Source organism: Sphingomonas sp. Leaf230 (genome assembly GCF_001421745.1).
Classification (GTDB): domain Bacteria; phylum Pseudomonadota; class Alphaproteobacteria; order Sphingomonadales; family Sphingomonadaceae; genus Sphingomonas.
This window is the reverse complement of the sequence record NZ_LMKW01000008.1, coordinates 227,685-254,653: the sequence shown is the minus strand read 5'-3', so window position 1 is coordinate 254,653 and position 26,969 is coordinate 227,685. Positions and strand designations below refer to the sequence as shown.

Sequence of the window (26,969 nt, the reverse complement as noted above, 5' to 3'; positions counted from 1 at the left end):
CCCAAGCTCCGCACCCCTCTCAAACTCACCAACCTAAACCCCTCCCGTCATCCCGGCGAACGCCGGGACCCACGGTTACGGTGGCCCCAGCGATATCACGCTAGCATGACCCGGTCCGCGACCATGGGTCCCGGCGTCCGCCGGAATGACGGGGGGAGGGGGCGCAACAACTGGGCGCAATCTGGAATGGCGTGCACGAAACGCCCGACAACGCCGGTCAAGTCAGAACCACCCCGCCCAAACGATACCGCCCGCCTCCTTGTTCTCCCGCGAAGGCGGGAGCCCAGTCTGGGTCCCCGCCTTCGCGGGGAAACATCCTTGGCACAGCCACCACATCCGCCTTCCGCATCGCCCATCACCTCGACGCTACGCGGCTCCTCATCGCGCCACCGCCAACCCACCCCAAACCAAAACCCGCAAACTTCCGCCCCCGCCCCCCAACCGGAACCAATCCTTAGCAAAGCCAACCTATTAGTCCGCGCAACGAACGAACAAGCAGGTCTCCGTGGCGCTCGATCTCTCCACTCTCTACGTCGTCGCAGGCCTCGGCATGCTGGTCGCCGGGTTCATCCACCTCATCCCGCTGGCAACCGGTCGGTTCGGATCGTGGGCAGGGCTATGGGGCGCCGGCCACCTGATCGCCGGGTGCGGCGCACTGATGGCGGTGCTCAACGATCGGATCGGCCTCCCCTGGGCGCCCAGCATCGGCAACCCCGCGGTGGTGATGGGCTATGCGCTGATCGCCGGCGCGGTCGTGAAGTTCAGCCGTCCCGACGCGCGCCTGATGTCGATGCTCGCGACCGCCGCGGTCCTTGGCCTGCCCCTCTGGTTCACGCACGACCCGGCGCATTTCCACCTCCGCGTCGCTTATCTCAGCGTCATCCGCGCCGGGTTCGACCTCGTCGTGGTGATCGTCGCCATCCGTCTCGCGCGCCGTGACTCGCTACAGACCGGCTGGATCGTCGCTGCGCTGTTCGCGGTCACCATACCGATGTTCCTCGGCCGCGCCTGGCTCGCTTACGGCGACCGCATCGGCACGCAGCTGACCGGTCGTCACGACGACTTCGGCGCATGGCTCGCGGCCGGCCAGATCGCCTTCATCATCTTCCGCGCCTTCTCGCTGCTGATCCTCCAGGCCGAGCGTGGCCAGAACCTGCTGCTAGATCAGATGGAGCGCGACTGGCTCACCGGCGCGTTCAACCGCGCTGGCCTGGACCGCATCGCGCAGACCTTCGCCGGTCGCCATGCGCCGCGCACGCTGACGGTGATGATGCTCGATCTCGATCGCTTCAAGACGCTCAACGACACGCTCGGCCACGCCGCCGGCGACGCCGCACTCCGCAGCTTTGCAGAGATCGCCCACGACGCCGTCGGCCGACAAGGTCACCTGATCCGTTGGGGCGGCGACGAGTTCGTCTGCGTGCTGCCCGACATCCCGACGGCGCAGGCGACCATGATCGGCAACCGTATCGCCACCCGGTTCGCGCAGGCCATGGCACCGCGCATGGCCACGCATGGCACGCTCGGGGTCAGCATCGGTGTCGTCGAAGGCGACCCCGACACGCCGATCGTCGATCTCATCGCGGGCGCAGACCGCGCGATGTACCTCGCAAAGGGCGACCGCCGCCAACCCGCCATCTACATAAAGGCAGCCTGAGCCGCGCGTATTGGATTGCCCCTAAAGGGCCGCAACGCCTAGCGCGGCGTCGCGGCCCTGCACACTCAAGCGGCAGGCGGGTCCTTCTTCGCGGTCGGCTTGCCGAACCCGACGAACAATCGCTCCAACCCCACCGTAACCGAGTCCAGCACCTTCGCGAACTCCGGCGGCAGCGCGTTCGTCTCGCTCCGTGGCGGCTCCCGCGTCTCCCCGGCAAACGGACCATTGCCCTGCGGCTTGGTGGACTCCGTCGCCACGTCCGGCTCGACCTTCGACGCTGCAGGCTCAGCCTGTGCCGAGGACGAGGCAGGGGAAGGCGGGGCAGGGGGCGTCGGCGGCGTCGGCCGGGCGCTCGACTTCGCGTCATGCTTCGAGATCGCCGTCGCCGCGGCCATCAGCCCCGCGGCGATCATCTGCCGCCCGACCGGCGTTCCCATCTGCCGCGCGATGGTAGCAGCGATCCCCGCGAACGGCGCGCCGCCTTCATGCTTGCGACCCTCGTGCTTCCGGCCCTCATGCCTGTGCGCGTCATGCGCATGGCCCTCATGGTCCTCATGCCCAGCACCCGAGTGCCCCTGAGCCGCCGCCATCTCGGCCTCGCGCTCGCGCCGCTTCCGCTCGTCCTTCTTCTTGCCCATGTCGTCCTCTGTGCCATTCCGCGTCTGTGTGTACGAACAAGATAATACACCGATACCGGAGTGCAACCCCGGCGCCTTCGCCCCGTCCAGCCGTGACGGTCGCTCAGCTGCCGGACCACGCGCCCGGCAATCGCCACGTCACCTTTTGCGTCGCGTGGCTGACCATCGGCTTGCCGTCGAAGCCAAGCGCGGGCGTATAGCGTGCATGCCGCATGATCGCGCTGCAGGCCGCCTTGTCGAGTTCGACCTCACCGCTCGTCACCACGGGCCGGCAATCGGCAACCCGCCCATCGAGGCCGATCGTCCACAGGACCGTCGACGTCCCTTGCGCACCCTTGCCGACGATCGTCCTCGGGTAATCGTCGGGCCCGATCCAGTATTCGGGCCGCGTCGTCGCCTTGGCAGGCTGGGCGATCTTCGCGCGCTCGGTCGGGTCGATCCCCCACTGCTTGGCCGTCGAATCATTGCATTTGGCCAGGGCCTCGAACGCCGCCTTGGCATTCGGCATCGCGAACGCCCAGCCCGACATCTTGTCCGGGGTGATGCGCAGGACGGCATCGGCGGGCAGCGTTTCGAACAGCGTGGCATCGACCTGCATGCGCGTCATCCGCTTGCCCGAAGCCTGGGTTGGATAACTCTCGTACCGGCTGTCATCCGATCCCCCGCCGACGATGCCGATCTTCGCCTGCCCCAGCCGCATCGTTACGCTACGATCATTGGTGTAGACCATCAGCTCGAGCGTGGACGCCAGCGGCAGCCGACGCAGCGCGAGAATCGTCTCCGCCTTGCCGGTGGCATAGGTGCGGCCGAGCATGCAGGCGGTCGCGCCATAATCGACGTTCCACTTGCTCACCGGCGTTACCGGCACGGCCGCGGTCGGCTCGGCCAGCGCAGCGGCGGCGGCCAGCCCCAGCATCAACGGCATCCGGACATACTCGTCATCGCATCATCCCCTTGCACCCCGTCCCGTTCGCCGGTTCTCCAAAATACGCCGCCCGGTGGCAAGCCGCGTCGACGGCTCGATCGCTCGTCGCGCAATCGGCTGCGCAATCGATCGTCCCGGATGAACTGGCACCCGGCCTCATGCATTCCTATCTCTCCCACTAGTCTCCCGATCAGAACAGAAGTAGAACCAGCCTCATGCTGACAAAGATTTCCGTACGCGGCGCGCGCGAGCACAACCTCAAGGACGTCGACATCGACATCCCCCGCGACACGCTCACGGTGATCACCGGCCTCTCGGGCTCGGGCAAGTCGAGCCTGGCGTTCGACACGATCTACGCCGAGGGCCAGCGCCGCTACGTCGAGAGCCTCTCCGCCTATGCCCGCCAGTTCCTCGAACTGATGCAGAAGCCCGACGTCGACCACATCGAGGGCCTCTCGCCCGCGATCTCGATCGAGCAGAAGACGACGTCGCGCAACCCGCGCTCGACCGTCGCCACCGTCACCGAGATATACGATTACATGCGCCTGCTCTGGGCGCGCGTCGGCATCCCGTATTCCCCCGCCACCGGCGAGCCCATTGCCGCGCAGACCGTCAGTCAGATGGTCGACCGCGTCATGGCGCTCCCCGAGGGCACGCGCCTGTACCTGCTCGCCCCCGTCGTCCGCGGCCGCAAGGGCGAGTACCGCAAGGAACTCGCCGAGTGGCAGAAGGCCGGCTTCGCGCGCGTCCGCATCGACGGCACGATCCACGACATCGACGAAGCCCCCGCGCTCGACAAGAAGTACAAGCACGACATCGAAGTCGTCGTCGACCGCCTCGTCGTCGGCGGCGAGATCGCCACGCGCCTCGCGGAAAGCTTCGAAACCGCGCTGAAACTCGCCGACGGCCTAGCCTATGTCGACCCCGCCGACCCGGTAGAACCGCACACCCCCAAGTCCGAGATCCTCGGCAACAACGCCCCCGACGGCCGCATCGTGTTCAGCGAAAAGTTCGCCTGCCCGGTCAGCGGCTTTACCATTTCCGAGATCGAGCCACGCCTGTTCTCGTTCAACGCCCCCCAGGGCGCATGCCCGGCCTGCGACGGCCTCGGCGAGAAGCTGCTGTTCGACGAAGACCTCGTCGTCCCCAACCACATGCTCAGCATCAAGAAGGGCGCGGTCGTCCCCTGGGCGAAATCCAACCCGCCGTCGCCCTATTACATGCAGGTCCTCGGCAGCCTCGCGCGCGAGTTCAAGTTCGACATCGAGACCCCCTGGTCCGACCTCCCGCCGGAGGTCCAGAGTACCATCCTGCACGGCTCGAAGGGCAAGCCCGTCACGCTCACCTTCATCGACGGCAAGAAGAAATACGACGTCAGCAAGCCGTTCGAGGGCGTCATCGGCAACCTCAACCGCCGCATGCTCCAGACCGACTCCGCCTGGATGCGCGAGGAGCTGAGCAAGTACCAGTCCGCCGCCCCCTGCGAAGTCTGCGGCGGCGCGCGCCTGAAACCGGAAGCGCTCGCGGTCAAGATCGCGATGAAGGACATCTCCTACGCCACGCATCTCTCGGTGGTCGACGCGCTCCAGTTCTTCACCGACATGCCGCAGCACCTCGGCGACCAGCAGAACGCGATCGCCGAACGCATCCTCAAGGAGATCGTCGAGCGGCTGGGCTTCCTCAACAACGTCGGCCTCGATTACCTCAACCTCGACCGCACTTCCGGCACGCTCAGCGGCGGCGAAAGCCAGCGCATCCGCCTCGCGTCGCAGATCGGCAGCGGCCTGTCGGGCGTGCTCTACGTCCTCGACGAGCCCTCGATCGGCCTGCACCAGCGCGACAACGACATGCTCCTCAAGACGCTCCGCCGTCTGCGCGATCTCGGCAACACCGTGCTCGTCGTCGAGCATGACGAGGATGCGATCCGCACCGCCGACTACATCATCGACATGGGCCCGGGCGCGGGCGTCCGCGGCGGCCAGGTCGTCGCGCAGGGCACGCTGAAACAGATCCTCAAGTCCAAGGGCAGCATCACCGCCGACTACCTCAACGGCACGCGCGAAGTCCCCGTCCCGGCCACACGGCGCAAGGGCAACGGCAAGAAGCTCACCGTCCACAACGCGGTCGCGAACAACCTGCGCGGCGTCACCGCCAGCCTGCCGCTCGGCACCTTCACCTGCATCACCGGCGTCTCCGGCTCGGGCAAGTCGAGCTTCACGATCGACACGCTCTACGCCGCCGCCGCCCGCGAGCTGAACGGCGCGCGCATCGTCCAGGGCAAGCACGACAAGATCACCGGCCTCCAGTATCTCGACAAGGTCATCGACATCGACCAGTCGCCGATCGGCCGCACCCCGCGCAGCAACCCCGCCACCTACACCGGCAGCTTCACGCAGATCCGCGACTGGTTCGCCGGCCTGCCGGAATCGCAGGCGCGCGGCTACAAGCCCGGCCGCTTCAGCTTCAACGTCAAGGGCGGCCGCTGCGAGGCGTGCCAGGGCGACGGCGTGCTCAAGATCGAGATGCACTTCCTCCCCGACGTCTACGTCACCTGCGACGTCTGCCACGGCGCGCGCTACAATCGCGAGACGCTCGAGGTGAAGTTCAAGGGCCATTCGATCGCCGACGTGCTCGACATGACGGTCGAGGACGCCGCCGAGTTCTTCAAGGCGGTCCCCCCGATCCGCGACAAGATGGCGATGCTGGTCGAGGTCGGCCTCGGCTACGTCAAGGTCGGCCAGCAGGCGACGACGCTCTCGGGCGGCGAAGCGCAACGCGTCAAGCTCGCCAAGGAACTCTCGCGCCGCGCCACCGGCAACACGCTCTACATCCTCGACGAACCCACCACCGGGCTCCACTTCGAGGACGTGCGGAAATTATTGGAAGTCCTCCACGCACTGGTCGAGCAAGGCAACACGGTCGTCGTGATCGAACACAATCTCGACGTCATCAAGACCGCCGACTGGGTCCTCGACTTAGGTCCCGAAGGCGGCGTCAAGGGCGGCGAGATCGTGGCCGAGGGCACACCGGAGAAGGTCGCGAAGGCCAAGGGCAGCTTCACGGGGAAGTATCTGGCTCCGTTGCTGGAGAAGCGGGTGCCCGAAAAGGTGCAAAAGGCTTCGGCGGGGTGAGTCCTTATCGCCCGGAATTCATCGCCGCTCTAGAGCTTTTCGCTATCGTCAGCGAGGTTGTGGAGCGGAGAGGGTTCTTGCGACCTGTCCTAGTGGGTGGCGCAGCAGTGGAACTCTACTCGGCCAGCGACATCGCGACGGGCGATTTTGATCTTGTCACCGCTCGGCAGGATGTTCTTGAGCAGGCATTACAGGCTAATGGTTTCGTCAAGCCATCTGGTCCCGGTAAGCTGACGCGCGGCTGGATACATCCCGAGTTGAAGCTTGGCTTCGAGGTCGTTGGCTCGGCTCTGATGGATGGCAGGGCGGAACGGGATCGCGTAAAGCTTATCGATACCTCAGCAGGCGATCAGTTCGCCGTGATTTCGGTTGAGGACTTGATTGCCGATCGGATGGGGCAATATGCTTCTGGGTCAGCCCCTGACATGCTGGGACAGGCACAAGTGTTATTCAGCCTTTATCAAGGCGAAGATAGTAGCTCGTAGGATTCGCGAGGAAACCGATACCAAATATGGCGTTGCAGACCTCCAATAGCCCTCGAGGCATGTCGCTCGCCAGTTTTGGGCAGAGCGTGGCACGTCGGCGCGAGATGCTCGGTGATATCGCGATGCCGCGCAATTCCGGTCTACGCCGTACGGACAGCAAGATCGCGTTGCTCGCTGCGATTGAGAATGTTGGTGGCTCTTGGTAACTGTCAGCCGAATTCGCTGAGCAACAGGCGCCATTCTCGTAGGACGCTTGAATAGCGGTGACGGAAAATCGCTTCCTCGTCTCCTTGTAGAGGATGCCGATCGACAGAAAAGGTTTCTCCTCGAATGACATCGAGAATTCGCATGTCATCGATGCCGTGATTTGGCAGTGCTCTACTCATAGCCCACAGGCCTATCCGCGCAGCTTCCTCGGACAAGGTAGGTCTGTCGGAAAAATAGGGATAGATCAGCCGCGTCTTGTCGGTTCCGACTTTTAACGACATGAGATTGTCGACCCGGACTATTCCTTCGATGTCTGCAAAACCGCACGTCCCGCTGATCGAATTCGGGGACTCCTCAATATCCTCATTGATCCAGCGCCGTGTTTGGTTCCACCAGTGTAGAAATCCGTCACGCAGTTTAGGGTACAGGTTTTTCCGATGCCAATCTCGCTCGATTTGCCGGTCGGTCGACTCGGTGAGATCGCTCTTTCCTGCCGCATGACTTTTTGCATCCGCCCAGAACGGGTAGTGAAAATGCCGGGCTAGTGACTTCTGCCCGGATCGCCTTGCAAGTTCGTCCTTCGCCTCACGCTTTAGTTTGGTAGAACGGATCGAATCCTTCAAAAAGAACAGATGTAGCGCTTTCCTGAGGGCGATGGTGTCAATCGACATGCGGTTCCCTTGGCGGATTTGCTGGGAGAATCATTGCAGGTGCCCGACCCAATGCTGTTCCGACACGATCGTGATCGGTACGCCTTCGGCTCGCATATCGGCTGCTTTGAGGATTTTGTTGCCGAACGAAGAATGCTTCCAGGATTCAGTCGCGTACAAACCGATGACCAGTACGTCGGTCTTCTGCGTCAAGCTGCCGCACCGGCCCCCGCGCTCGCTTACGGCGGCTTCGCAGGCTTTGCGCTGTCCGAAATTAAACGTGCCGGTGAAGCAATAACTGCGGCCACCGAAGGTTAGATTCGGCGCGGGGTCACATAGCGGCAACGTAGTTGCCTTGAGTACCTCGCCCAGCTCAAAGTTACGGCTCGAAAATGCATTTAGAGTTGCCAGCAGGTCACGGCATTCCTCCTCGTCGGCTATGCCGTCTGCCAACACCGCGTTCACGCGATCGTACAGTGTTCGGATAACTGGCTGACCACTGATGCCCACGCTGGCAGCCAGCCACTTTTGCAAAAATTCAACTTCGCTTTGATTGAGCGTGCCATCAGCGGCGATGCCACGCGTGATGCCGATCAATTCGTCGATCTGTCGCGATGAAATGCGATCATTATTCACTAGTGCCAAAAAAGTCTCATTAGTCATCTTCGTCTCCGACTAAATTCATGCTGGCTCAAGTGGATGATGCAAAGCAAGGGGGTCGCTGTCCGAATTGTAGCGATCTCCTCAAAGCTGGAACATGGCAGCAGGCCAGTTCGTTTAATTGCCCAAATCAACTGCATTGGATGATTGTTATGACCAAACTCGACCACCGCCCGCACAAGCCAGCCCAGTCGAAGACGTTCGGCATCAACGCGCTGTCGATCGGGGCTGCGGCGATCGGGCTCGGGGGTGCGTTGCTGGCGGTGTTCCTGCGGTCGAAGGCCAACCCCGCCGAGCATGCCGCGCCCGATCTCGCGCTCGACAAGCCGCGCCCGGGTGCGACCGATCGCGCGCCGGACGCCTTCCGCCCCGATCCCACCGCGGTCCCCACCAAGGCCGAGCGCGAGTCGCTCCGCCCCGCCACCGGCCCGGCCCCGTCGTTCGCCGCGGATCGCGGTTTGACGCTCGGCTGAGACGCCTTCCTGATCCTCCCCCGCTAGGGGGAGGTGGCTGGCGCTTGCCAGACGGAGGGGGAGGGGGCGATTACCTTCGTTGCGTGTCCTCCCCCTCCGTCACCTGCGGTGCCACCTCCCCCTGGCGGGGGAGGATCGCAATGGCCCGGCCCTTCGAGGCTTATCCTGATACCACCATCCGTGCTTCGTCACCGCTGGTTGGATCGTTGGATACGTCGAGCCAGTAAGCCTGTTTCCCCGCGAAGGCGGGGATCCAGACTGGGCTCCCGCCTTCGCGGGAGAACAAGGAGGGCGTCGTATCGCGCTCTGACGCGTGTTCGAGATCGATGAGCACTGGTTTCATCACCCACGCCACGCCCTCATCCCCCACTCCGTCATCCTGACGAAAGTCAGGACCCAGAGCCAAAAGCACCATGCCCCGTAACCCTGGGTCCTGACTTTCGTCAGGATGACGAGGGGGCGTTATGACGAGCCCCCCCGAAACCGCTGTCCTACACACCCCGATCCGGCATACCTGATCGGTCCTCTTGCAACGAGGATCGACCATGGCAAACGCACCTACCCCGGCCGACCCGCCCCCGTGCTACATCGCAACGCGCGCGGTCCCCGCCCCCAGGCCGCGCTACGAGCCCCCAATCCCCGACCATCTCCCAGACGCGGTCCGCCACGTCATGGCCTAGCAAGCGCATGTCGACGCCGGCCGGATCGGCAACCGCCTGCCCGTATCCCCCGAGATCGCCGCCAACCGCGACCGCTGGACCGCGCTCGCCCGGACCATGCGCAAGTGACCGCCGCTCTCCAGGACCAAGGCGTCGACGCGCCGCCCATCGACTCCTTCACGCGGCAAAATCGCCCACGCATCGACGGCTGGTCCCCCGAGCGCCAGCGCGGCTTCCTCGAACGCATCGCCGAGGGTGCCACCGTCGACGAGGCGACCGCCAGCGTCGGCCTGTCTCCCCGAGCCGCGTACAGCCTGCGCCGCCGCGCAGCGGGCGCGGCGTTCGCGCTCGGCTGGGACGCCGCCAAGCTCGTCGCGCGGCCGATCGTCGCCGAGGCGCTGTTCTGTCGCGCGATGGTCGGCCAGATCGAGCGTCTCACGAAGCCCGACGGCGACGTGATCGAACGCCACCGCTTCGACAACCGCCTCGCCATGTCGCTGCTCGCCCGGCTCGATCGCCATGCCGAGGAAAGCGAGACCACCAACGCCGCCGCACGCCTGATCGCGACCGAGTTCGACGCGTTCCTCGACCTGGTCGAGCGCGACGCCGGGCCTGCCCGCGCCGGCCTGTTCCTCGGCGAGCGTGTCCGATCGTCCGACGCAGGGGAGGGGATGGCGCCGATCGTGGCGCTGGCCCGCGCGGACCGCTGGCTCCGCAGCAACGCCGGCCTCGCGTCGGAGATCGACGTTGCCGATCTCGATCCCGCCGCCCGCGCAGGCTGGACCGCCGAGCAATGGGCGCGCGCCGAGGCCGCCGGCCTGCTCAGTCTCGCACCCGAACCTGTCGCCAAACCTGCGCCTCCGAAACCGGCGCCAGCGTCTGCACTTTCTGCACTTCCGGACGTTGAACCGGGCGGACCCGACGGCGAATGTCCGGTCTGGTGGGACGAGTTCACCAGTGCCTGGCGCACCCGCTTCCCGCCGCTGAGCGACTTCGACGAAGGCAATGGCGGCACTTTCGGCGACGACGGTTACAGCCGCGAATGTTCCCGGGAGGAGGCGATCATCCTCGATGCGCCGTACGACCTAGAGACCGCCGAGCGCGTCGTCGTCGAGGGCGCCGACCGCGACAGCTGGTTCATCGGCTATGCGGTGAGCTGCGGGCTCATCGAGGATGACGCGGTCGACGCGGTCGCCGCGACCGATATCGCGCGCGTCGCTGCGCTGGCCCGCAATTTCGACCCGGATCGCCCGAGAAAGCCTGATCCCGAACCCGGTAACGCCGCTTCGTCCGGCGCCGGTCCCGGCCAGTCGCACGGCCAGCCGCCCGGCCAGTCGCCCGGCCAATTGCACACCGCACCCAATCTGGCGCCGACGCCCGCGGACGCTGCACCCAAATCCGCCACCGGGCGTTCTCCCGCCATACGCATAGTCAACGGAGTACCCCCATGAGCATCTTCAGCAAGATCAAGTCCGCCATCTTCGGTGAGCACGGCCCGCTCGGCAGCGGCCATTTCGGCACGCCCAAGGCTGCGCCCGCACCGGCACCCGCGCCCGCACCGCAGACCACGGCCGCCCAGCCTGCACCGACGCCCGCCGCCCCGACTCCGCAGGCCGCGCCTGCCGCGCCAGCCCAGGCGGTCGATGTCGAGGCCGTCCTCTCGGGCATCGCCTCGAAGAAGGGCTCCGATCTCAACTGGCGCACGTCGATCGTCGACCTGATGAAGCTGCTGGATCTCGATTCGAGCCTCGACAACCGCAAGGAGCTCGCCACCGAGCTCGGCTACACGGGCGCCAAGGACGGCAGCGCCGAGATGAACATGTGGCTGATCAAGGCGGTGATGCGCGAGCTGGCAAAGAACGGCGGCACCGTGCCCGCCAACCTCAAGGATTGATGTAAGATAGGCGCGGGCAACCAAATGCCGGCGCCGATCATTACGCCTTCAGTATCAACCCACTGAAAGGACACGAAATGCGCGTTGCGATGCTGGGCCTGTTGGCCGCCTCCACCATGGTCGCCGGTTGCGTTGGCGACGGGGGCAGCCGCTACGGCGTCGACCCGCGCTATCGTTCCTACGACTATAACCGGGTCGATCCCGCCTACGGCGGCTACGACGCAGGTCGCTATTACCGCGACGATGCACGGTATCGTGAGCGCCGCCTGTCGCGCAACGACCGCGTCTATCGCGGCAATGACGGTCGGTATTATTGCCGCCGCAACGACGGCACCACCGGCCTGATCGTCGGCGGAGTCGCGGGCGGCGTGCTCGGCAACGTCATCGCCCCCGGCGGTTCGGGCTTGCTCGGTACCGTACTCGGTGCGGCCGGCGGCGCACTCGCCGGGCGTGCGGTGGATCGCTCCAGCAACGACACGCGCTGCCGTTAAATCCCTCGACCGGCGTCGAAATATCGGCGCCGGTCGTTTTAAATCATCGTCGTCGATGGCGGCTCGCGCGAAAATATTATTTGCGTAAATCGACGCAGTTCTTGACCCATTTTACCGGCAAGATTTGCAATTCCGGCGGTCTTGGCCCATATAGCGCTCAGCTACAGTCGCATATCGACGGTTCTTGGCGCTTTGCGGCACCTTTCTCCTTCTTTCCCTGCTCCGCGGCACGGGTCGCCCGAACGTCGGGTTACTCTCTACTAAGAAGGAGCCACTTCATGGCTATCACCGGAACCGTCAAGTTTTTCAACGCCGACAAGGGCTATGGCTTCATCGCGCCGGATGGCGGCGGCAACGATGCATTCGTGCACATCACCGCGGTTGAGCGCGCCGGCATGCCGACGCTGAACCAGAACCAGCGCGTCACCTACGAGCTCGAGCCCGACAAGCGTGGCAAGCAGTCGGCCGTGAACCTCCAGCCAGCCGATTGATCTCGCTGGCGGATTACGGTCCGCCAACCTGATCTCGGTTGCGATGCGGCGGCCATCATGGTCGCCGCATCACCCCTTTGAAATTTTCCGCAGGAGCGCACCAGCATGGCCGATAATCCAGAATTTTACCGGGCCCGCGCTGATGAAGAGCGTCGCAACGGCGATGCCGCCCTCCTCGACAACGTCCGCGATCGCTGCCGCCGCGCCGAAAAGGCCTGGGACGACATGGCATCGCGCGCCGAACGCACCCAGATCCTCCGCGCCGCCCGCGAAGCCGCCCCTCCCGGCGGCGAACGCATGATGATCGGCACCCCGTCGATGGTCCCCGCCGAATAGGCTGGATCTCCAAGGTTCGATTTGTTTTTAGTAGAACCCGGATGCAGCGATGCACCCGGGTTTTTCTTTGTGTCTTTGTGCGAAACAACTTCTGAGGAACGTCAACTCCGAGGCCGCTTACGCAGCACCGTGGAAGGTTGCCGCAACTTACTTCAGTGGCTTACCCGAATCCTTCCACCGGTCGAGGATCTGCGACTCTGGCGGTAGCATGTCGGAAGCAGCCGGTATTGCGGGTGTCTGAGTAGCAGGCTTGGCCTGCGCAACAGTCGCTACCACCGTAGCCGGCACTGGGACGGAGACAGCTCCAGCCGTGGCAGCTGCGATCATCTGCGGTGTGGGCGGCGCAATCGGTTGCACTGACATATGTGGCCCAGGCACCGGTTCACCACCGGCGTAACGCTGGCTAAACGCGGCCGAAGTACCCCAATACCCCTTCCACCGATGAAAGAAATGCGCACCGACGACATCGGTCATCACCATGCTCCGGTTCCACGCAGGCGTCACAGCATAGGTATGATAGTGCGTCGCCAACCCAATCGGTGCGTAGACATAGCCGGCCAGCGCCATACCTGCCGCGCGCGCTGCGCGGACCCACGCCCCGCGCGCCGGCACCCGAGTCATCGCGCCGTCGCACGCGAAGCTAAACTGGCACCCTGCGTGTTCGGAGCCTTGGTAAACCACGCCGCACACCGTTCCCGGGAAGGCAGGATGCCGCGCACGATTGAGGACGACTTGCGCGACCGCCTGCTGGCCCACATCGGGTTCCGACGCCGCTTCGTAATAGATCGCCGCGGTGAGGCATTGCAGCGCGCGGTCGCGGTCCAGCGCCGATGCGCCTGCCATCGAGAAAGGCCGTGCGGGGACGATGCCCGCGTCGAGCGTCGCACCGGCCGGGATTGGCAAATCCGGGAGGTCGATGGTCCCCGTAACACCAGCCGCAGGAGCGGCGATCTCCTGCTCGGCCAGCGTAGCGGCGGGGGCCGTGACCTGTACCGGAGAGGCGACGCTGGCGCGGTCGTTCGCCGCGTTCCGGGCCGATATCGCCCGGAGTGCGGCGTGGGCAGAGATTCCGGCACCTATGATCAACAACGTGACGACCATCGTCGCCCAGATGCGTTTCATCAACCGAACCGTCTGCAACCTAACGCGCAATCGCTTTCCTCGTACTTGCCTGTCGAGCCGGGCATAGCCGATCTGGCCGGACCGATCGCGCACGGATTCAATCCGTCCCACCGCGGGACGGACGGTCACCGTAGCAGCAAGCGCTTACCGTAAGGTTGCGGTGTCGAGCTTCAGCGCGGCCTCGGGAATGACCTCGACGTTCGGATAGGCTTTGCGCAGCGGCTCGATGAACTGCTTGGCATCGCCGACCACGACAATGCTCGCCGCCTTCGGATCGAGCAACGCGACGGCCACCGCCTGCACGGCCGCCGGATCGACGGCACCCACCGCGCCGGTGTAATGCTGGAGTTCACTGAGCGGCACGCCGTTCTGGACATACGCGCCCAAAATCCCGGCAACGCCCGACGTCGTCTCGATCCCGCGCCCGAAATTGCCGACGAGCACGGCCTTGCGCGTGTCGAGTTCTGCGGCGGGCACGGGGGACGTCCCCATCCGTGTCATTTCGGCGGCAATCAGCGTCACTACTTCGGCAGCGGTCGGGTTCTTGGTCTGAGTCCGCGCCGCAACCGTGCCCTGCGTCTTCCCCGCATCGAGCCCGCTGCCCGCCCCGTACGCCAGCCCGCGCTTGATCCGAATTTCCTGGTTCAACCGCGACGAGAAGCCGCCGCCAAGGACCGTATTGCCGACCGCGAGCGGATAATAGCGTGCATCCGACCGCGCGATCGCAGGACGCGCAACCACGACGCCCGCCTGACCCGCCTCTGGCATGTCGACGACGATGACACGAGGTTTCGGGTACGTGACCTGCGGCGCGCTCGCGGTTGCCGTGCTGGTCGATTTCCAAGAACCGAACTGCGAGTCCGCCAAAGCCTTGGCGCGCGCCGCGGTGACGTCGCCGACCATGATCAGCGTTGCCTGGCCCGGCTGGAAACTCCGCGCATACGCCGCCGTGATATCGGCTCGCGAGATTGCCTTCAGCGATAGCGGCGTGCCCCCGTTCGGTGCACCATAGGGCGATGCCCCCAGCACCGCGCGATCCGCAACCAGACCGGCGACCTGCGCGGGATCTTTTAGCGCCAGCGTCACCGCGTCGACCTGCTGCGTTCGTGCGCGTTCGATCTCCTCGGGCGCAAACGCCGGGTTGATCGCGACGTCGGCGAGGATCGCCATCGCCGGCGCAAGCTGGTCCGACTTCACCGTCACGTCGACCGCCGCGCCATCGCTGCCAGCCGAGCTGCCAATCGCACCGCCAAGCCCCTCGATCGCACGCGCGATCTGTGTCGCCGACCGCGTCTTCGTACCCTTGGTCAGCAGGTCCGCCGACAGGCTGCTAACGCCGGCGCGGTTCGCCGGATCGGTCGCCGCACCACCAGCGGTCACCAGATACGCTGTGACGATCGGCAGGTCGTGCCGCTCCACCGTCACCAGCCGCATGCCGTTCGCAAGCCGCGTCTCCACAGGCTGTGGGATCGTTGGCGATACCGGCGCGCTTGGCGCTGGCGGCTGGACCCGCTGCCCTTCTGGCGCAGGCGTCACGATCTCGATATTCGTCGGCGCCTTCAGGTCGGCAACCTGCACCGTCGGTGCAACCGTGATCGTATCCGTGACACCGCCCGCAGGCTTGGCCGCGAATGGCATGTACCGGATCGTCGCCGACTGGTTGTCGCCGAGGTATTTTCGCGCAACCCGCTGGATATCCGCCGCCGTCACCCGCGCGATGGCCGCCAATTGCTTGTCAGCCGCCTGCGGATCGCCATCGACCAGCACGGCAGACGCCAACGTGCTCGCCTTGCCCTCGGCTGTCTCACGCGACTGGATCGACTGGGTCAGGATCTCGTTCTTCGCCTCCGCCAGTTCGGCGGTGGTCACCGGCGAATCGCGGAACCGAGCGATCTCGCGCTTCAACGCAGCCTCGCCCGCCTCGACCGTCTTGCCGCCCGCAAGGATAGCGTAGACGACCATGTTGCCGGTCGCCTGCTTGGTATCCAGGAACGCCTCCGCCGACTGCGCAAGCTGGTCGCGGTACACGACGCTCTCGTACAACCGCGAGCTCTCACCGGTCGCCAGCACCGCCTTCAGCACCGTCAATGCGGCAATATCCGCATCCCGGTCGGCCGGCACATGATAGCTGACCAGCACCGCAGGCAGTGGCGTGTTGGGCTCGTACACCGTGCGCGTCACCGCCTTGGTGCGCGTTGGCTCGGCCACCGTCACGCGCGGGATCGCGGCGCTCGGCTTCTTGATTCCCGTGAAATACTGGTCGACCCAGCCGTTCAACTGCACCGGATCGAAATTGCCCGATACCACCAGGATCGCGTTGTCCGGCCGATAATAGGTCGCATGGAACGCCCGGACGTCATCGATCCCGGCGGCTTCCAAATTCTCCAGGCTGCCGATCGTCCCGCGTGCATAGGGATGCGTGGAATAGGCAAGCGCCGGATAATAGAGCGAGAACAGCTTACCGTACGGCCGCGAGAGCGTGCTCTGGCGCAGTTCCTCCTTCACCACGTCGCGCTCCGAACCGAAGCTCTTGGGCTCGACGACGAGGCTCGCCATCCGGTCGGCCTCCGCGAACAGCAGCCGCTGAAGGTGGTTGGCCGGGATCACCTCGTAATAATTGGTATAGTCGTCGTTGGTCGACGCGTTGTTGTAACCGCCGACATCCTCGGTCAGCCGGTCCATCTGCTCCGACACAAGGTTGCGCGTCGACTTGAACATGAGATGTTCGAACATGTGCGCGAACCCGGACTTGCCCTTGGGATCGTCCTTCGAGCCGACGTCGTACCACACCTGCACCGACACGTTCGGCGTGCCCGTGTCACGGATCGCATACACGCGCAGACCGTTCGGCAGCGTGCGCTCTGTAAAGGCGATCGGCTTGACCGAAACCTGCGTCGGGGCAGGTGCGGTCTGCGCCCCCACCGCTACCGGGAAAGAAGCTGCGGTCAGCAGCAGCGCGGAGCGGAGGAGGCGCATCGGGATCCTTACTTGTTGCGGTTCGCGAACAGCACCGCACCCGCGATTGCCGCCGAGCCGATGCCCACGCCCAGGCCGATCTTCGCGAGCGGCCAGCTCTTGGCCTTCTCCGCGGCGTTGTGCGCGGCGGCTTCGGCCTGCAGCTTGGCCTCCTTGGCGGCGGCGAGGATTTCGTTCGGGGTGTCGCTGTCGATCTTGATCGTCACTTGGGCTCTCCTTCACTCTTCCGGGCATACACGCCACGGAAATCATTCGCGAACTGCGTCAGCGTGCCCGAGGCGATCGCCGCCCTCAGATCAGCCATCAGCGTTTCGTAGAACCAGATGTTATGCTCCGTCATGAGCATCGCGCCAAGCATTTCGCCCGACCGTACCAGATGATGCAGATACGCCCGGCCCCAGGTCGCGCAGACCGGGCAGGGGCAGGCGGGATCGAGCGGCCCCATATCCTCGGCAAACTTCGCATTGCGGATGTTGATCGGGCCGGTCCGCGTGAAGGCCTGGCCGGTGCGACCCGACCTGGTCGGCATCACGCAATCGAACATGTCGATCCCGCGCTCGACCGCACCGACGATATCGTCCGGCTTGCCGACCCCCATCAGATAGCGCGGCTTGTCGACCGGCAACTGGTCCGGCGCGAAATCGAGGCAGCCGAACATCGCCTCCTGGCCCTCGCCGACCGCCAGCCCGCCCACCGCATAGCCATCGAAGCCGATATCGATCAGCGCATCCGCCGAAGACTTCCGGAAGCCCTCGTTCAGCGCTCCCTGCTGGATACCGAAGATCGCGTTGTTCTCGGCATGATCTTCACCCGCGTCGAACGCCGCGCGCGATCGCTTGGCCCAGCGCATCGATCGCTCCATTGCAGCGGCCTGCACTTCACGCGTCGACGTCGTCGGCACAAGTTCGTCGAACGCCATGACGATGTTCGAGCCGAGCAGCCGCTGGATCTCGATCGACCGCTCAGGGCTCAGCAAATGCCGCGTGCCGTCGAGGTGCGACTTGAACGACACGCCCTCCTCGGACCGCTTGGTCAGGTCGGCAAGGCTCATCACCTGATAGCCGCCGGAATCGGTGAGGATCGGCTTCGACCAGCCCGAGAACGCGTGCAGACCACCCAGCCGCGCAACTCGCTCGGCACCCGGCCGCAGCATCAGGTGATAGGTGTTGCCGAGGATGATGTCCGCACCCGCACCGACCACATCGGCGGGCTTCATCCCCTTGACGGTGGCCGCGGTGCCGACCGGCATGAACGCGGGAGTGCGGATGTCGCCGCGCTGCATCGCGATGACGCCAGTACGCGCCTTGCCGTCGGTGGCGGAGATGGTGAAGTCGAAGCGGGGGCGGGTGGTCATGTTACTTTTTCTTGCGGATGCCGTAGCGATCGCCGGCCGGCGCGCCGCGGATGGTGATGAGTTCGGCGCGAGTCAGCACGCCATCCTTGTCGCGGTCGAACCGCGTGAAGAACTGCGCGAACCGCGCCTGGAGTTCGGCCAGCGTGATCCGGTTGTCGCCATCGCGGTCGACCTCGAACGGGCTTGGCAACGCGTTACGATCGCCGAGCCACGCCTGCGCCCAGTCGGCAAAGGCAATGTACCCGATCGATCCAGACGCAGCCCCCTCGGCGGTCGCATAGCTCCGCGCGACGCCCGCGGTCAGTTCGACCTGCGTCACGCGGCCATCACCGTTCGCGTCGCACGCGGCGATGAACAGTGCGGCAGGCTCGGCGAATATCGTCGCGGGCGGTTGCGGCGTGCCAGCGGGCGGCGGCGCGGCAACTATGGCCTGGAGCAAAGCGAGTACGAGCAGCATGCCGCCCGTCATGGCAGCAGAAGCGAGGCGTCGCCATAGCTGTAGAAGCGATACTTCCCGGCGATCGCATGCGCATACGCCGCCTGCATCCGCTCGCGCCCCATCAGCGCCGACACCAGCATGAACAGGGTCGAGCGCGGCAGATGGAAATTGGTCATCAGCCCGTCGATCCCGCGGAACCGGTATCCCGGCGTGATGAAGATTGCGGTGTCGCCGTCGAACGGGCGGATCACGTCGTCCTCGCCGGTCGCGCTCTCGATCAGCCGCAGCGACGTCGTCCCCACCGCGATCACGCGACCATTGTTCGCGCGGACCGCGTTGAGCCGATCCGCGGTAGCGGCGTCGATCCGCCCCCACTCGGCGTGCATCTTGTGCTCGGTCGTGTCGGTCGCCTTCACGGGGAGGAACGTCCCCGCGCCGACATGCAGCGTCAGCGTCGCATGGCCGATCCCCGCCGCCTCCAGCGCTGCCATCAGCTTCGGCGTGAAGTGCAACGCCGCCGTCGGCGCCGCCACCGCGCCCGGCTCGGACGCGAACATCGTCTGGTAATCGTCTGCATCGCGTTCGTCGGTCGGACGCTTGCCGGCGATATACGGGGGCAGGGGCATGTGGCCCGCACGTTCCAGCAACAGCTCGACCGGCTCGTCGCCCGCGAACACCAGCGCGTAGCTCCCATCGTCCTCGCGATCGACCGCCGCCGCGCTGACGCCGTTGCCGAACTCGATCACGTCGCCGTCACGCAGCCGTCGCGCATTGCGAATGAACGCGCGCCACCGACGCGGCCCCTCGCGTTTGTGCAGCGTCGCGCCGATCTTGGCATCGCCGCGCCGCCCGTCGAGCTGCGCCGGGATCACCCGCGTATCGTTGAACACGAGCATGTCGCCACGCCGCAGCAGTGATGGCAGGTCCGACACGCCCGCATCCCGGGTCGCATCACCTTCGAGCACCAGCATCCGCGCAGCATCGCGCGGCGCCGCGGGACGGAGCGCGATGTTGTCGGTCGGCAGGTCGAAGTCGAAAAGGTCGACGTTCAACGTGGGGTCACTTCTTTGCAGGAGCCTTCTTTACCGGCGCCTTGCGAGCGGCCGGCGCGAGCTTTGGCTTGGCAGCATCTGGCCCCGAAGCCGTACCCGGCAACGTCACCGGTGCACCGAGCGCCGGGGCAGGCGGCCCAGCCATATACGCCGGAGGATTGTCCGCCGCGATATACGCATGGACGATCCGCGACGGGTTCGCCGGCGGCTCGCCACGCTCGATCGCGTCGACATACTGCATCCCGTCGAGCACGCGACCGAACACGGTGTACTTCTTGTCGAGGCTAAGACGCGGCTGGAAGACGATGAAGAACTGGCTGTTCGCGCTGTCCTCCTTGTCCGACCGCGCCGCCGACACCGCACCACGGACGTGCGGCAGGTAGTTGAACTCCGCCTTCACGTCGGGGAGCGTCGAACCGCCGGTGCCGTCGCCCTTGGGATCGCCGCCCTGCGCCATGAAGCCATCGATCACGCGGTGGAACGCGAGGCCGTCATAGAAATGCTGGCGGGTCAGCGTCTTGATCCGCTCGACCATCAGCGGCGCGACGTCAGGGCGCAGCCAGATCGTCACGCGCCCACCGGTCGACAGATCGAGCAGCAGCAGGTTCTGCGTATCCGTGGTCAGGGGCGGGGTCGCGCGAACGGCAGGCGCCACGACTTCCTTCTTCTGCGCTGCACCAGCCGGCACCGTGACTAGGCACCCGAGCAACGCGAACATTCCGACGAAAAAGCGCATCAAATTCCCACTCGAAAGAGGCCCGGCGCAACCAGGCTGCCGCCACTTAGAGCAAATCCCCGCTTGCGCCAATCTGAACGTGATGGGGTTGCGCACTGCAGTCCCCCAACACGATCCGTCATCCTGACGAAAGTTAGGACCCAGGGTAACCGAGCACCGCCCTCCATGGCTCTGGGTCCTGACTACCGTCAGAATGGCGAAGAAGGTCAGCTCCCCTTGCGGCCGATTTTCTCGACCCGAGCGACCACCTCTTCGCGCACCGATTCCGGCACGAACTTGGCGATATTCCCGCCGTACAGCGCGATCTCCTTCACCAGCCGGCTCGCGATGGGCTGCAACGCGACGTCGGCCATCAGGAACACCGTCTCGACACGCGGATTGATCTGCTGGTTCATCCCCGCCATCTGATACTCGTACTCGAAATCGGCGACCGCGCGCAGACCTCGGACGATTACTTTCGCGCCCTGTCGCTCGGCAAAGTCCATCAGCAGTGAATCGAACGCCACCACCTCGATATCGCCATCGACGTCCGCGACCTCGCGGCGCACCGTCGCCATCCGCTCCTCGATCGTGAACATCGGCGACTTGGACGGATTGGTCGTCACCCCGATCACCAGCCGGTCGACCAGCTTCGCGCCGCGCCGGATGATGTCCATATGACCCAGTGTCACGGGATCGAAGGTCCCCGGGTAAACGCCAATCCGTGCGGTCATGTTGAACTCCCCGGTGATAGACTTAGCGGTCGCGTTCGAGCACGAAACGGGCGATATCCCGCAACAGGTCGGCTTCCTTGCCATAGCTGTGCAGATGCGCGACCGCCTGGTCGACGAGCATTCGCGCCTGTTCGCGTGCACGCTCGGGTCCGAGCAGCGACAGGAACGTCTCCTTGCCCGCGACCTCGTCCTTGCGCAGCGACTTGCCGACGACAGCCTCGTCGCCCTCGGCATCGAGCAGGTCGTCGGCGATCTGGAACGCGAGCCCCAGGTCATGCGCGTAGCCACGCAGACCAACGCGACCTTCCGGTGGCAACCGCCCGAGAATCGCGCCAGCCTCGACTGAAGCCGAGATCAGCGCACCCGTCTTCATCTGCTGCAACCGGGTCACGGTGTTGAGGTCGAAGCGCGTGTTCTCAGCCTCGATGTCCATTTTCTGGCCACCGGCCATGCCGTTCGGCCCGGACGCACGGGCGAGGTCCATGACCAGTTCGATCCGCACGAACGGATCGGGGTGCGTCTCCGGATCGGCGAGAACCTCGAACGCCAGCGCATGCAGGCAGTCGCCCGCCAGGATCGCGGTCGCCTCGTCGAACACCTTGTGCACAGTCGGCTTGCCGCGGCGCATGTCGTCGTCGTCCATCGACGGAAGATCGTCGTGGATCAGCGAATAGACGTGGATCGCCTCGATCGCGGTCGCGGCCCTTGCGGAGCATTCGCGTGACACGTCGAACAGATTGGCGGTCGCGAACACCAGCAGCGGCCGCAGTCGTTTGCCGCCGCCGATCGCCGCATGCCGCATCGCGCGGTACAGGTCGCCGCGCGGATCGTCCGGAATGGTCAGCAGCTGGTCGAATTGCCGGTCGATCTCCGCGGAGACCTCGGCAAGCGCGGCATCAAGCGTGACAGGCATCCCGCTCACCGCGTCAGCCCGCCGCGAACGGGCGGACGCCGGCAGGCTTGCCGTCGCCATCGAGCCGGATCGCCTCGATCCGCGCCTGCGCCGCATCGAGCCGGTCGGCGCAACGCTGGCGCAGCTTGTTGCCGCGCTCGTACAACTCGATCGCCTGCTGAAGCGGCGTGTCGCCACTTTCCAGCTTCCCGACGATAAGCTCGAGTTCCTTCAGTGCATCCTCGAACGCGAGGTCTTCGATCGGCGTGTCCATGTCCGTCGCTATGGCGCAGGCACGCGACGAGGGTCAAGGACGCGCGAGAGGGCGCCGGATATGCGGCACGCACTTACCGCAGGCGGTTGACGGTCCAGGTGTACAAGACCGAGACACCGACCAGTCCGAAATCGACGACGGCCTGCATCCGGTGCGGCGACGGGTCACTCTTTTCGTGCGTGATCAGCCTGAACTCGGCGGTCGGATGACGCACGGCGAGTGTCACGAGCGCAAGCCCCGCCACCGCCAGCACAAGTTTCCGGTTACGCATGGTCGATCTCCCAGGCGTGCGATCATGGCTCACACGTTGCCGTTTCGCAAGCGAACCGGCTTCAAGCGGCTATCGGCAGTATGCCTGCGTCGCGCGACCGATCGCGCCCGGCGCCCTTGGCCGCGAACAGCGCGCGATCGGCGCTGCGATACAGCGCCTTCCAGTCCGATTCGCGCTGCAGCGGCCCCGTACAGCAGCCGATGCTGGCCGTTATCGCCATGTCGAACGGCATGCGCTGGCTGCGCAATCGTTCGAGGATCGTGTCGGGCAGGACCGGCGTCGTCGCGTCGATGAGGATGGCGAACTCTTCACCACCGATCCTCGCGACCAGAGCGTCGGGCGGCACCGCGTTGCGCAACACCCGCGCCACGACCCGCAGGACTTCGTCGCCGCCATCGTGGCCGATCGTCTCGTTGACGTGCTTGAAGTGATCGACGTCCGCGATCAGCAGCATCTGATCGCCCGACCGTCCGATCGCGCGATCCAGGAATGCACGGCGATTGAGCAACCCTGTCAGGGGTTCGGTATCCGCCAGCAAACGCGCCGCGATCTCCTGTTCACGCGCGTCGTCGCGTTCGACGCTGAGCAGGCGGATCCGGTACGCGATCGCCAGGCTGGACAGCAGCGCCTCCAGCATCATGGAGATCATCGTCGAATTATCGATCCAGAAACTCCACGACATCAGCCCCAGCGCACCCGCGATCCGCAGGCTGGCAAAGACGATGGGGGCGCCCCAGGCGAGCGTGAACATCCAGAGATAGCTGCTCCGGACCCGCCAGGCTCGGTACAGCACAGGCGGCACCAACGCGATCAGCGGGATGTAACTGAGCGTCAGCAACCGATCGAGCCAGTAGATCTGCCACGGCGCCAGGATCGCGAACGCAATTCCGGACGTGGCGAGCGTCGCGAGCGCCACGTTGCTGGCGGGGCGCGGCCAACCATCGAACACCGCACGCTCGAAAAAAGCGCGTGCGAAGACCAGGACCATGCCCGCACAGATCGCAAGTAGGCATACGTTTAACTTCAACCGGATGTTGTTGTCGAGCGACGGCACAAGCTGGCCCAGAGCGGCCGACGACGAAAAGGCGTACCCGAGCAAGCATAGCACCAGCAGGCAATAGACCGGCTGGAACGACTGTCGAAGCGCCCCCCACAACGCGAGATTGTAGACGATCAACGCGATCGCCATGCCGCCGAAGCTTGCATACAGCGCCGACAGGATGATTTCGCTCTCTGCGGCTTCCGCGGCCGTTGCGAGTGTCGGCCCGAGTACGACGCCCCGCAAATTCGCCGAACCCTCGACGTGCCAAAGCAGGCGGACGGGGGGCGCAACGTGGGGCGGCAGCGTCAGAGACAGGGTTGCACCGATCATGAGATGGCGGCCGGACGTGCGACTTGTGAACCCGGTACGGCGGATTGCGCCGTCTGCGTATAGGACGAAGAGCGTGACGCGATCCTGCCAGACGCTCGCGGTCAGGGCACGCAGATCAGGGATGTGCGTCAGACTCGTCGGCAAAACCTGCGACAGAACCCAGAAATCGCCGGACCCATAGGCCGACTGAGGGGTGGTGCAGTCGAACCGTGAGGGCGTTCGAAACAGGGTAGGTACGGAAAGTCCTGGGGTAGCGCGCACGATACAGACATCGAGCAGTTGCCCGGTCCGTGCCTCGGCCGGTGCAGCACCGAGCATCGCCAACGCCGTCGCAACGATGCCGATGAGCCAAGTGATACGAAACCCGAACGTCATGCAGACACCGTCTAAGCCGCCTTCGCCAATTAATGGTAAAGAGGCGCCCGTACGACGGCGTAATCAATCGGATTTCGACCATACTGGATCGATTTATGCCAATTTGGCTCGCAATTCGAACCACGCTATCGGCTTTGGGAGGTCGCTTCATCCTCACCGCCGATCGTGTCTCAAGGACAGAACCGGGCGTGAGCCGAAAGAAAATTGATAGAATTTGGAGTGCTGTTCATCCAGCCACCTCAAATCAAACCTGGTCCAGCTCTCGCTGAACCAGGTTGATAATCGTTAGCTGGCGTCGACCGTCTCGGTCTTGCCCTTCTTCTTCGGCTTCTTCGGTGCCGCCGGTTCGATTGCGAACGACAGCGCGCCGTCCTTCATCTTCACCGTCACCTCGCCGCCATGGACCAGCTTGCCGAACAACAGTTCCTCGGCGAGCGGCTGCTTGATCTTCTCCTGGATCAGGCGACCCATCGGCCGTGCGCCGTACAACTTGTCGTAGCCCTTGGTGGTGAGCCACGCCTTCGACTCGTCGTCGAGGACGATATGGACGCCACGGTCCGCCAGCTGGAGTTCGAGCTGGAGGATGAACTTGTCCACCACCCGCGCCACCACTTCGGTCGGCAGGTACCCGAACGGCACCACCGCATCGAGACGGTTGCGGAACTCGGGCGTGAACATCTTCGTCACGGCCACCTCGTCCTCGCCCTCGCGCGACAGGTTGCCGAAGCCGACCGTCTCGCGCGCCATGTCGCTGGCGCCCGCATTGGTCGTCATGATCAGGATGACGTTGCGGAAATCGACCGACTTGCCATGCTGGTCGGTCAGTCGCCCGTTATCCATCACCTGCAACAGGATGTTGAACAGGTCCGGATGCGCCTTCTCGATCTCGTCGAGCAGAAGCACGCAATGCGGGTTCTGGTCGATCGCGTCGGTCAGCAGACCACCCTGATCGAACCCGACATAACCCGGAGGCGCACCGATCAGACGGCTGACCGAATGCCGCTCCATATATTCGCTCATGTCGAACCGCTGGAGTGGAATGCCGAGGATCGTCGACAGCTGCTTGGCGACTTCGGTCTTCCCGACGCCGGTAGGCCCGGTGAACAGATAGTTGCCGATCGGCTTCTCAGGCTCGCGCAGGCCCGCGCGGGCCAGCTTGATCGCCGACGACAGCTTCTCGATCGCCGCATTCTGACCGAAAACCACGCGCTTCAGATCCGTCTCGAGCGTGGCCAATGCCAGCTTGTCGTCGGTCGAAACCGACTTCGGTGGGATGCGTGCCATCGTCGCGATGACCTGCTCGATCTCCTTCGGCGTGATCGTCTTCTTCCGCTTGTTAGGCGGCACCAGCATCTGCATCGCGCCGACCTCGTCGATCACGTCGATCGCCTTGTCCGGCAGCTTGCGGTCGTTGATGTACCGCGCCGACAGCTCCACCGCCGACTTGATCGCATCGGGGGTGTACTTGACGTTGTGGTGATCCTCGAACGCCGAGCGCAGGCCGGCGAGGATCTTGATGGTATCCTCGATCGTCGGCTCGTTCACATCGATCTTCTGGAAGCGCCGCAGCAACGCACGGTCCTTCTCGAAGTGATTGCGGAACTCCTTGTACGTCGTCGAACCGATGCAACGGATCGTGCCGCCGCTAAGCGCAGGCTTGAGCAGATTCGAGGCATCCATAGCGCCGCCACTCGTCGCACCCGCACCGATCACAGTGTGAATCTCGTCGATGAACAGCACTGCGTCCGGCAGCTTCTCGAGTTCGTTGACGACCGCCTTCAGCCGCTCCTCGAAGTCGCCACGATACCGCGTCCCCGCCAGCAACGCGCCCATGTCGAGCGAGTAGATCACGGCAGGCAACAGCACATCGGGCACGTCGCCCTCGACGATCTTACGCGCCAGGCCTTCCGCGATCGCGGTCTTGCCGACGCCGGGATCACCGACATAGAGCGGGTTGTTCTTCGACCGGCGGCACAGGATCTGGATCGTGCGATCCACCTCCGGCCCGCGCCCGATCAGGGGATCGACCTTGCCGTTCTTGGCCTTCTCGTTGAGGTCGACCGTGAATTGCTTGAGCGCGCTTTCCGTCTTGCCCTTCTCCTGTCCCTTGGCCGGCTTCTCGTCGTCCGCACCCTTTGGCGTGGATGCTTCGGTCGCCTGCTGCCCGCCCTTGCCGACACCGTGGCTGATGAAGCTGACCGCATCGAGGCGGCTCATGTCCTGCTGTTGCAGGAAATAGACGGCATAGCTCTCGCGCTCGCTGAACAAGGCGACGAGCACGTTGGCACCGGTCACTTCGTCGCGGCCCGAGGACTGGACGTGGAGGATCGCGCGCTGGACGACGCGCTGGAACCCGCTGGTGGGGGAGGGGTCGGTCGCCGCATCGACCTTCAGCGCATCGAGTTCGCTATCGAGGTAGTGCGAGACGGTGTTCTTCAGATCGCCGATCTCGACGTTGCACGCGGTCATGACCTTCGACGCATGTTCGTCGTCGATCAGCGCGAGCAGCAGATGCTCCAGCGTCGCATATTCGTGACGCCGGGACGATGCCGCCTCGAGCGCCTTGTGCAGCGTGGTCTCGAGGGCGGGTGCAAATGATGGCATTTACAATACTCCTGTCGGGCCGCGAGAACGCGAGCCCTTTGCCACTATGTCGGAACTGATATCGGTCGCATCAAGCACTTGAACCCGGCCCC

General features: G+C 64.8%; 26 protein-coding genes. 9 read left to right on the top strand and 17 right to left on the bottom strand.

Annotated features, from left to right (window positions below):
* Window positions 1–505 precede the first annotated feature (505 nt).
* Window positions 506–1,657 (top strand): GGDEF domain-containing protein, encoded by a 1,152-nt coding sequence (locus ASE82_RS06895; RefSeq protein WP_056060645.1) that lies wholly within the window; start codon window positions 506–508, stop codon window positions 1,655–1,657.
* 65 nt (window positions 1,658–1,722) lie between these two features.
* Here the strand turns inward: ASE82_RS06895 and ASE82_RS06890 are convergent, their stop codons facing one another.
* Together ASE82_RS06890 and ASE82_RS06885 are read right to left on the bottom strand one after the other, a co-directional pair.
* Window positions 1,723–2,295 (bottom strand): hypothetical protein, encoded by a 573-nt coding sequence (locus ASE82_RS06890; protein ID WP_056060642.1) that lies wholly within the window; start codon window positions 2,293–2,295, stop codon window positions 1,723–1,725.
* 103 nt (window positions 2,296–2,398) lie between these two features.
* Window positions 2,399–3,220, bottom strand: coding sequence for an energy transducer TonB (locus ASE82_RS06885; RefSeq protein WP_056060640.1), 822 nt, complete (start codon window positions 3,218–3,220; stop codon window positions 2,399–2,401).
* A 215-nt stretch (window positions 3,221–3,435) separates the two neighbouring features.
* Between ASE82_RS06885 and uvrA the strand changes: the two genes are divergently transcribed.
* Together uvrA and ASE82_RS06875 are read left to right on the top strand one after the other, a co-directional pair.
* The gene (uvrA, locus tag ASE82_RS06880; protein WP_056060637.1) at window positions 3,436–6,351 is read left to right on the top strand and encodes an excinuclease ABC subunit UvrA; all 2,916 of its coding nucleotides are present in this window, start codon (window positions 3,436–3,438) and stop codon (window positions 6,349–6,351) included.
* Window positions 6,348–6,836 (top strand): hypothetical protein, encoded by a 489-nt coding sequence (locus ASE82_RS06875; protein ID WP_335337803.1) that lies wholly within the window; start codon window positions 6,348–6,350, stop codon window positions 6,834–6,836. The genes uvrA and ASE82_RS06875 overlap by 4 nt, the downstream gene beginning before the upstream one ends.
* Window positions 6,837–7,045: 209 nt before the next feature.
* Here the strand turns inward: ASE82_RS06875 and ASE82_RS06865 are convergent, their stop codons facing one another.
* Both ASE82_RS06865 and ASE82_RS06860 read right to left on the bottom strand, forming a co-directional pair.
* Window positions 7,046–7,714 (bottom strand): hypothetical protein, encoded by a 669-nt coding sequence (locus ASE82_RS06865; protein ID WP_056060631.1) that lies wholly within the window; start codon window positions 7,712–7,714, stop codon window positions 7,046–7,048.
* Window positions 7,715–7,744: 30 nt separating this feature from the next.
* Entirely contained in the window at window positions 7,745–8,356 is a 612-nt protein-coding gene (locus ASE82_RS06860; RefSeq protein ID WP_056060626.1) for a BRCT domain-containing protein, read from the bottom strand.
* A 149-nt stretch (window positions 8,357–8,505) separates the two neighbouring features.
* Between ASE82_RS06860 and ASE82_RS06855 the strand changes: the two genes are divergently transcribed.
* From ASE82_RS06855 to ASE82_RS06825, 6 genes are all read left to right on the top strand, one after another.
* Window positions 8,506–8,826: a hypothetical protein gene (locus ASE82_RS06855; RefSeq protein WP_056060623.1), complete on the top strand. Its 321-nt coding sequence runs from the start codon at window positions 8,506–8,508 to the stop codon at window positions 8,824–8,826.
* Window positions 8,827–9,610: 784 nt separating this feature from the next.
* The gene (locus ASE82_RS06845; protein WP_056060616.1) at window positions 9,611–10,936 is read left to right on the top strand and encodes a hypothetical protein; all 1,326 of its coding nucleotides are present in this window, start codon (window positions 9,611–9,613) and stop codon (window positions 10,934–10,936) included.
* Window positions 10,933–11,379, top strand: a complete 447-nt coding sequence (locus ASE82_RS06840; protein ID WP_056060613.1) for a DUF3597 domain-containing protein — start codon at window positions 10,933–10,935, stop codon at window positions 11,377–11,379. Before ASE82_RS06845 ends, ASE82_RS06840 begins: the two co-directional genes overlap by 4 nt.
* A gap of 77 nt (window positions 11,380–11,456) precedes the next feature.
* Window positions 11,457–11,870 (top strand): glycine zipper 2TM domain-containing protein, encoded by a 414-nt coding sequence (locus ASE82_RS06835; protein ID WP_156362209.1) that lies wholly within the window; start codon window positions 11,457–11,459, stop codon window positions 11,868–11,870.
* A gap of 278 nt (window positions 11,871–12,148) precedes the next feature.
* On the top strand, window positions 12,149–12,361 hold the full coding sequence (locus tag ASE82_RS06830) for a cold-shock protein (RefSeq protein ID WP_031394996.1): 213 nt from the start codon (window positions 12,149–12,151) through the stop codon (window positions 12,359–12,361).
* A gap of 105 nt (window positions 12,362–12,466) precedes the next feature.
* The gene (locus ASE82_RS06825; RefSeq protein ID WP_056060610.1) at window positions 12,467–12,697 is read left to right on the top strand and encodes a hypothetical protein; all 231 of its coding nucleotides are present in this window, start codon (window positions 12,467–12,469) and stop codon (window positions 12,695–12,697) included.
* A gap of 147 nt (window positions 12,698–12,844) precedes the next feature.
* Here ASE82_RS06825 and ASE82_RS06820 read toward each other — a convergent pair whose 3' ends face one another.
* The 13 genes from ASE82_RS06820 to clpA form a co-directional block, all read right to left on the bottom strand.
* Window positions 12,845–13,819, bottom strand: coding sequence for a cell wall hydrolase (locus ASE82_RS06820; RefSeq protein ID WP_056060604.1), 975 nt, complete (start codon window positions 13,817–13,819; stop codon window positions 12,845–12,847).
* Between the two features lie 144 nt (window positions 13,820–13,963).
* A complete protein-coding gene (locus ASE82_RS06815) occupies window positions 13,964–16,795 on the bottom strand; it encodes a M16 family metallopeptidase (RefSeq protein WP_056060601.1) in 2,832 nt (943 codons plus the stop codon).
* Window positions 16,796–16,803: 8 nt separating this feature from the next.
* Window positions 16,804–17,001, bottom strand: coding sequence for a hypothetical protein (locus ASE82_RS06810; protein WP_197978314.1), 198 nt, complete (start codon window positions 16,999–17,001; stop codon window positions 16,804–16,806).
* Window positions 16,998–18,149: a tRNA guanosine(34) transglycosylase Tgt gene (gene tgt, locus ASE82_RS06805; protein ID WP_056060598.1), complete on the bottom strand. Its 1,152-nt coding sequence runs from the start codon at window positions 18,147–18,149 to the stop codon at window positions 16,998–17,000. The genes ASE82_RS06810 and tgt overlap by 4 nt, the downstream gene beginning before the upstream one ends.
* 1 nt (window position 18,150) lies before the next feature.
* Window positions 18,151–18,606, bottom strand: coding sequence for a calcium-binding protein (locus ASE82_RS06800; protein ID WP_056061727.1), 456 nt, complete (start codon window positions 18,604–18,606; stop codon window positions 18,151–18,153).
* 8 nt (window positions 18,607–18,614) lie between these two features.
* On the bottom strand, window positions 18,615–19,640 hold the full coding sequence (gene queA, locus ASE82_RS06795) for a tRNA preQ1(34) S-adenosylmethionine ribosyltransferase-isomerase QueA (protein WP_056060595.1): 1,026 nt from the start codon (window positions 19,638–19,640) through the stop codon (window positions 18,615–18,617).
* A 7-nt stretch (window positions 19,641–19,647) separates the two neighbouring features.
* Window positions 19,648–20,376 carry a peptidylprolyl isomerase gene (locus ASE82_RS06790; protein ID WP_056060592.1) on the bottom strand — a complete coding sequence of 243 codons (729 nt, stop codon included), beginning with the start codon at window positions 20,374–20,376 and terminating at the stop codon, window positions 19,648–19,650.
* Window positions 20,377–20,582: 206 nt separating this feature from the next.
* Window positions 20,583–21,089 (bottom strand): pantetheine-phosphate adenylyltransferase, encoded by a 507-nt coding sequence (coaD, locus tag ASE82_RS06785; RefSeq protein ID WP_056060588.1) that lies wholly within the window; start codon window positions 21,087–21,089, stop codon window positions 20,583–20,585.
* 22 nt (window positions 21,090–21,111) lie between these two features.
* Window positions 21,112–22,002 carry a polyprenyl synthetase family protein gene (locus ASE82_RS06780; protein WP_056061724.1) on the bottom strand — a complete coding sequence of 297 codons (891 nt, stop codon included), beginning with the start codon at window positions 22,000–22,002 and terminating at the stop codon, window positions 21,112–21,114.
* A gap of 13 nt (window positions 22,003–22,015) precedes the next feature.
* Window positions 22,016–22,255, bottom strand: a complete 240-nt coding sequence (locus ASE82_RS06775) for an exodeoxyribonuclease VII small subunit (protein WP_056060585.1) — start codon at window positions 22,253–22,255, stop codon at window positions 22,016–22,018.
* A gap of 73 nt (window positions 22,256–22,328) precedes the next feature.
* The gene (locus tag ASE82_RS06770; protein WP_056060583.1) at window positions 22,329–22,526 is read right to left on the bottom strand and encodes a hypothetical protein; all 198 of its coding nucleotides are present in this window, start codon (window positions 22,524–22,526) and stop codon (window positions 22,329–22,331) included.
* 61 nt (window positions 22,527–22,587) lie between these two features.
* On the bottom strand, window positions 22,588–24,273 hold the full coding sequence (locus ASE82_RS06765; protein ID WP_056060580.1) for a GGDEF domain-containing protein: 1,686 nt from the start codon (window positions 24,271–24,273) through the stop codon (window positions 22,588–22,590).
* Window positions 24,274–24,558: 285 nt separating this feature from the next.
* Window positions 24,559–26,877: an ATP-dependent Clp protease ATP-binding subunit ClpA gene (gene clpA / locus ASE82_RS06760; protein WP_056060577.1), complete on the bottom strand. Its 2,319-nt coding sequence runs from the start codon at window positions 26,875–26,877 to the stop codon at window positions 24,559–24,561.
* Window positions 26,878–26,969: the final 92 nt, after the last annotated feature.